Source organism: Myxococcus llanfairpwllgwyngyllgogerychwyrndrobwllllantysiliogogogochensis, from assembly GCF_006636215.1.
Taxonomy (GTDB): domain Bacteria; phylum Myxococcota; class Myxococcia; order Myxococcales; family Myxococcaceae; genus Myxococcus; species Myxococcus llanfairpwllgwyngyllgogerychwyrndrobwllllantysiliogogogochensis.
Window position 1 is genome coordinate 1 of record NZ_VIFM01000419.1, and the last position, 6,507, is coordinate 6,507.

General features: G+C 68.7%; 4 protein-coding genes. 3 read left to right on the forward strand and 1 reads right to left on the reverse strand.

Annotated elements, in window-relative coordinates; genetic code table 11:
• Nucleotides 1-208 precede the first annotated feature (208 nt).
• Both FJV41_RS47260 and FJV41_RS47265 read left to right on the forward strand, forming a co-directional pair.
• The gene (locus tag FJV41_RS47260; RefSeq protein WP_141649201.1) at nucleotides 209-2,452 is read left to right on the forward strand and encodes an ATP-binding protein; all 2,244 of its coding nucleotides are present in this window, start codon (nucleotides 209-211) and stop codon (nucleotides 2,450-2,452) included.
• A gap of 27 nt (nucleotides 2,453-2,479) precedes the next feature.
• Entirely contained in the window at nucleotides 2,480-3,157 is a 678-nt protein-coding gene (locus tag FJV41_RS47265) for a zf-TFIIB domain-containing protein (RefSeq protein ID WP_141649202.1), read from the forward strand.
• A 72-nt stretch (nucleotides 3,158-3,229) separates the two neighbouring features.
• On the opposite strand, the gene abc-f is transcribed toward FJV41_RS47265, so the two are convergent.
• On the reverse strand, nucleotides 3,230-5,200 hold the full coding sequence (abc-f, locus tag FJV41_RS47270) for a ribosomal protection-like ABC-F family protein (protein WP_141649203.1): 1,971 nt from the start codon (nucleotides 5,198-5,200) through the stop codon (nucleotides 3,230-3,232).
• A gap of 123 nt (nucleotides 5,201-5,323) precedes the next feature.
• Here abc-f and FJV41_RS47275 point away from each other — a divergent pair.
• A partial coding sequence (locus tag FJV41_RS47275; RefSeq protein WP_141649204.1) for a serine/threonine protein kinase occupies nucleotides 5,324-6,507 on the forward strand: 1,184 nt, incomplete at its 3' end.

A 6,507-nucleotide genomic window follows, 5' to 3' on the forward strand; every position in this document is an offset into this window, starting at 1 on the left:
GCCTCCGTCTCGGCGGGGGTGGAGACCTGGGGTGCGGGAGCCTGCGCGGACAAGAGGAGCGCGGAGGCGACGACGGCGAGCTTGGGCAGGAAGGGCTTCATACGCGGGGCTGGGGACCCTGGGAGGTGGGCGCGGGCTCGCCCCATGACAACCGGGAGTGCATGGAAAATTTCCGGAGGTGGACACAGGTTAGACTGTCCGCACGCCCATGGACATCCGGACTCAGAGCGCTCTGCTGGCATCCATCATCGGCCTGGCCCTGGGCGTGTCCATGTTGTTGCGCCCGGCCCGGCCGAAGGTCCTCACCCTGTACTCCGTCTTCGCCCTGACGGTGGCCGGGTACTACCTCTCGTTCTTCTTCCACAGCCTCTTTCCCGCGGCGACCTACCCCTGGGCGGCACGCATCACCCTGGGCATCACCGTGCTCGTCGCCTCGCTCGTCCCAGGCGCGGCCGTGGGCTTCTTCCTCGAGTTCTTGGATGTCAGCAAGGGAACACACCAGGTCGGCCGCCGGCTCGCCCTCCTGTCGGTCTTCCTGGGGCTGGCGGTGGCCGTCACCCCCCTGGCCGACAAGGTGTGGGCTCGCGTGGCCATGGGCGTCTGGGTGCTCGGCTCCCTGCTCGCTTCGGTGTCGTTGCTGCTCCACCGGGTCCGGACCAACGAGTCCCGCATCGAGCAACTGAGGCTGATGTACCTCGCCATCGGCGCGGCCGCGGGCATCCTGTTCTCGGCGCTCGACTTCCTGGGCACCGTCATTCCGCTGCCGACGCTCGGGCCCGTCTTCACCACGCTGTACCTGTTCTTCCTCGCGCAGACGCTGTTGCGGCTGCGGCTGATGGACCTGCATGAGCTGTTGGGGAAGATCGCCTCGCAGACGGTGCTGGCGGTCATCCTCGCGGCCGTCTTCACCGTGCTGACGGCGTGGGTGGACGAGGACACGGGGCTGTTCGTCTTCAACACGGTGGTGGCGGCGTTCGTCATCCTCATCCTGTTGGACCCGCTGCGCACGAAGGTGGAGGAGATGGTGGTGCGCATCTTCTTCCGCGAGCGCTTCGCGTTGCTGGACGCGCTGGGGATGTTGCGGGCGCGGATGGCGAACGTCATCGACATCTCCGAGCTGGCGCGACTGGTCCTCGACACGCTCCACGAGACGGGCCGCGTGACGCACGCGTCGGTGTATCTGCTCGCGGAGGACCGGCCGGGGTATCGGCTGCTGGATTCGCGGGGGCCGTTGCCGGTGTCGTTCCTGGACACGGCGGCGGCGCGAGGCCTGTTGTTCGCGGTGGCCAGCGGGCAGAAGGCCGTGCTGCTGGAGAACGTGGAGCGGCGTGGCGCGACGATGCGACTCCAGTCGGTGGAGGGACGGCGCTACCGCGACGAGCTCAAGCGGCTGAACGACACGCGCGCGGCGCTGGTGCAGATGAAGGCTGGCATCAGCGTGCCGATGGTGGGCAATGACCGGGTCATCGGCTTCCTGAATCTCTGGGACGAGCGGGTGCCGGAGGCGTACGCGTCCGATGAGATTGCCCTCATCCTGGAGGTCGCGGAGAAGCTGGCGACGGTGCTGGAGAACTCGAAGCTGTACGAGAAGATTCGAGAGAGAGATCGACTGGCGGCGCTGGGAGAGATGGCGGCCGGCCTCGCCCACGAGATTCGCAATCCGCTGGGGGCCATCAAGGGCGCGGCCCAGTGTCTGGACCCCATGCGGCTGCCGGGTGAAGACGGCGAGTTCCTGGAGGTCATCGTCGAGGAGGTCAACCGGCTCAACGGCGTGGTGACGGCGTTCCTCGACTACGCGCGGCCGATGAAGCAGAGCTTCGGGCCCACGGACTTGAACGAAGTCGTGACGCGGACGATGCGCCTCATCCAGAACGACGTGCCGGCGAACGTCCAGCTCGCGGTGGAGTTGGACTTGCTCCTGCCCCGAGCGGATGGAGACGCCGAGCAGCTCAAGCAGGTGCTCATCAACCTGGTGCAGAACGCGGTGCAGGCGCTGGACACGCGCGAGGGTCGAATCACCGTGCGCACGGAGAAGCCGGAGCGCTTCGGCGAGTTCCGCAACGCGGGGGGCGAGGTGCTGGAGGTGCGCGTGTCCGACAACGGCCCAGGCATTCCATCTGACCAGCAACCGCACATCTTCGTGCCCTTCTTCACGACGAAGCAGAAGGGCACGGGGCTGGGGCTCGCCATCTGCCAGCGCATCGTGAAGAACCACGGCGGCAGCATTTCGGTGCAGAGCAAGGCGAGCGAAGGCACCACGTTCATCATCCGGCTGCCCGCATTGCCGGCGGAGAAGCCCGCGGAGGGGCTCGTCGCGGAGGGCACGGGCACCCCGCCGCCCGCGACGCGCATCTCCCAGTCGTTCCCCATGCCGGAGGAGCTGCGAGAGCCCCCTGCCCCATCGGCCCCGGAGCCTCGACCCAAGCGCGAGCGGCGGCGCCGAGCAAGCTGAGTGGGATTGGCGCTAGGCTGTCTGGCCATGAGCGCCTGCCCCTTCTGCCACGAGACGATGCGGCCCACCTTCCTGGGAGGCTTGCCCCGCGAGGAGTGTGGCCACTGCGGCTCCGTCTGGTTCGAGGGCGAGGCGCTGACGAAGGTGATGGGAGGCTCGGTGTCGGACGCGCTGGTGCGCCGCGCGAAGGGACACCCGGGCGTGTGCAAGGGCTGTCAGGCGAAGGTCCAGTACGTCCCCGAATGTCCGAGCTGTGGAACACCCGCGCCCAGCTGTCCCCGGTGCGGGCATGCGCCGCTGCCCGTGGTTCAGGTTCTGGGCGTCACGGTGGAGGTGTGCTCGGACTGCGCGGGCGTGGCATTGGACCCGGGCGAGCTGCAACAGCTCCAGCAAGCGGCGGCGCAGTATCGCGACTCACCGCTGGACGTGCGGCCCACGCTCAAGCTGGGGCGAGCGACTGCGTGCGCGGAGTGCAAGCGCGAGGTGAAGCCACGCTACGGCTTCGTCTGGGAAGAAGCCCTGTACTGCGGAAGCTGCGCGCCCGAGGGCTCCGCGCCCTTCACGGAGGAGCTGACGAAGGCGGAGCCCTCCTCCGAGATGAGCACCCCGCTTTTGTCCGGCTACACCGGGAACATGGCCGCGGGTTACACGGGGGACACCACCGGCCCCGCGCTGCTGTGGCTGTTCAGGCGCGTCTTCGGGTAGTGAGCCGAGACGAGCCGGAGGCCCGCGCTCACAGGAGAGTGGCCCCCTACGCGCCTGGCGGAGGACCGCGCCTCAGTTCAAGGTCGCGGTCGCCTGCGCCAGCTTCTCCTGCGTGGCTTCCCACCGCGCATAGAGGTCTTCCAGCGTGTCCTTGCCCTCGCGGTGCGCGTCCATGAGCGGCTTGGCGCGAGCGAAGTCGTTGTAGAGGACGGGGTCGGCGAGCTGTGCCTCGCGCTCCTTCTGCGCGGCCTCCACCTTGGCGATCTGCTCCTCCAGCTTGGAGATCTCCTTCTTGAGCGGACCCTCCACCACGCTGCGCCGCTGACGCGCCTCGGCCTCCTGCCGCTTGCGCTCCTTCTCCGTCATCGCCACGGAGGACGCAGTGTCGCCCCGGGCCGCGCTCGCGCCACCCGCCGCGGCCTCCGCCTTCAGTCGCTGCTGCTCCTGGTGGTACAGGTAGTCGTCCAGGTTGCCCGGGTGTGGCGTCAGCTTCCCGTCCGCCACCTCCCAGACCTGGGTGCACAACCCGTTGATGAAGCTGCGGCTGTGGCTGACGAACAGCAGCGTGCCGCCGTACAGCTTCAGCGCTTCAATCAGCATCTCCGCCGAGTCCAGGTCCAGGTGGTTGGTGGGCTCGTCCATCAGCAGGAAGTTGGAGGGCACCAGCAGCAGCTTGGCCAGCGCCACGCGAGCCCGCTCACCACCGCTGAGCACGCCAATGGGCTTCTCCACGTCATCGCCGCTGAAGAGGAAGGCGCCGAGCACGCCGCGCACGTAGCTCTCCGGCTTGTCCGCCGCGAGCGGACGCACTTCCTCGATGATGGTGTTCTGTCGGTCCAGCTTGTCCGCGTGGTGCTGCGCGTAATAGCCCACCACCACGTTGTGCCCGATGGTCACCGTGCCCGAGTCCGGCACCAGCTCCCCCGCCACCATCCGCAGAAGAGTCGTCTTGCCCGCGCCGTTGGCACCCACCACGGCGATGCGCTGGCCGCGCTCCACCCGGCCCGAAAGGCCGTCGTACACGGTCTGCGCGCCATAGCGCTTGGTGATGCCTTCCAGCGTCACCACGTCGCGTCCGCTCCGGTCCACTTCCGGGAAGCGGAACTTCATCGTGGAGCGCTCCTCCAGGACCTGGACCTTCTCCAGCTTCTCCAACATCTTCGCGCGGCTCTGCGCCTGCTTGGCCTTGGTGGCCTTCGCGCCGAAGCGGTCGATGAAGCCCTGCAGCTCCGCGCGCCGGTTCTCCACCTTCTCCGCCCGGGCCTGGAGCAGCACCTTCTCCTCGGCGCGCAGGCGCTTGTAGTCGTCGTAGTTGCCGGCGTACTCGCGCACGCCTTCGAGTTCCAGCGACACCACGCGGTTGATCTGCCGGTTGAGGAAGTCCCGGTCGTGGGAGATGAGCACCAGCGCCTTGCTGGAGCGGCGCAGGAAGCCGTCGAACCACGCGAGCGTGGGGACATCCAGGTGGTTGGTCGGCTCGTCGAGGAGCAACAGGTCAGGGTCCTGGAGCAGCAGTCCCGCCAGCGCCGCGCGCATCCGCCAGCCACCCGAGAGCGCCGAGGTGGGCTTGGCCAGGTCGTTGTCCTTGAAGCCCAGGCCCTTGAGGATGCGCTCGGCGTGGTGCCGGCCGAAGCGGTTCTCGAAGTCGTCCAGCTCCGCGTGCAGGTCCGCCAGGGACTGGGCCAGCTCCAGCTGGTCCTCCTCGTCCGTGGCCGCCGAGAGCGACTCCTCGGTCTCCTTGAGGCGGGTCTCCAGGGTGTCGCGCCCCGGGACGGTACTCATCACCGCCTCCACCACCGTGCCCTCCGGCAGCCCGGCGATTTCCTGGGGCAGGTACCCCCAGCGGGCCCGGCGACGGTAGGTCAGGGACCCTGAATCCGGCTGGGCGACCCCCGCCAGGATTTTCATCAGGGTGCTCTTCCCCGTCCCGTTGGCCCCGACGAGGCCTACACGGTCCTTGGGGCCGAGGGTGAAGCTGTCGCTGTCGAAGAGGACCTTCTTTCCATAGGAGAGGCTGAGGTCCTGGGCGATGACGAGGCTCATGGCGGCCGGGGATGTAACAGCCCTGGGCTCCTCGGGAAATGGCTCAGATGCCTGTCTGGAGACCGTGGGGGCCAACGTCCCCTTTCCGGACCTGCCCGGGGCCTGCCTATACTCCGGCCCCACATGGCTGCCCCCTGTCCCCATTGCGGAAGCACCGACGGCGTCGACCACCTCTGCTCAGGCCAGAGCCTCCAGCTCATCGGCCAGGTGCTCGATGGCCGCTACAAGATTGAAAGCGTGCTCGGCCAGGGCGGCATGGGCATGGTGTTCCGCGCCACGCAGACCTCGGTGCAGCGCCCCGTCGCGGTGAAGACGCTCAACCCGTCGCTCGCCGCCGCGCCCCAGTTCTTCGAGCGCTTCCGACGAGAGGCGGAGATCGCCAGCCGCCTGCGCCACCCCAACGTCATCACCATCTTCGACTTCGGCCGCGCGCCCGACGGCACCTGCTACTACGTGATGGAGCTGCTCCAGGGCGAAAGCCTCAAGGAAGTGGTGAAGCGCGAGGGGCCCATGTCCCTGCGCCGCGCCACCAGCCTCATCGAGCAGGCCACGCAGGGCCTCGCCCACGCGCACCAGGAAGGGTGCGTCCACCGCGACCTGAAGCCGCACAACATCATGGTGCAGGACCTGGGCGGGCGGGACTTCGTCAAGGTGCTGGACTTCGGTCTGGTCAAGGCGCTCGAGGCCGAGGAGGAGGAGCAGCTCACCTCCACCGGCCAGGTGCTGGGCACGCCGCAGTACATGCCGCCAGAGCAGGCCGGTGGCGAGGCCGTGGACCAGCGCTCCGACCTGTACTCCATGGCGGGCGTGCTCTACTTCTGCCTCACGGGCAGCTCGCCGTTCGGCGCGAACACCGTGCGCAAGGCGCTCACCGCGTCACTCACGCAGCAGGTGCCCGCGGTCAACTCCAAGCGCCAGGGCGCCCCGGTCCCCGCCGCGCTGGATGCCTTCTTCCGCAAGGCCCTGTCCCCTGAGAAGGAGGACCGCTACCAGAGCGCGCAGGAGCTCATCGACGCGATGATGGAGTCGGTGGAGGACGTCAGCGCCGAGCAGCTCGATGCGATGCCCAGCGGCGGCTCCAGCTCCGGCGTCAACGAGCGAGGCAGCGGCAGCCGGGCCAGCGGCAGTCGCGCGGGACGTCCGGGTGCCGGCAGCGGCAGTGGCGTGCGCTCCTCGCGCGTCGGCGCGTCACCGGGTCGTGGCTCCACGCCTTCCAACGTCGTCATCGCGCGCAGCCAGGCGGGAGCGCCGGGCGGAAGTGGCTCGTCACCCAGCCGCGTCCGTCCACCCCCTGCCCGGGCCGCGGC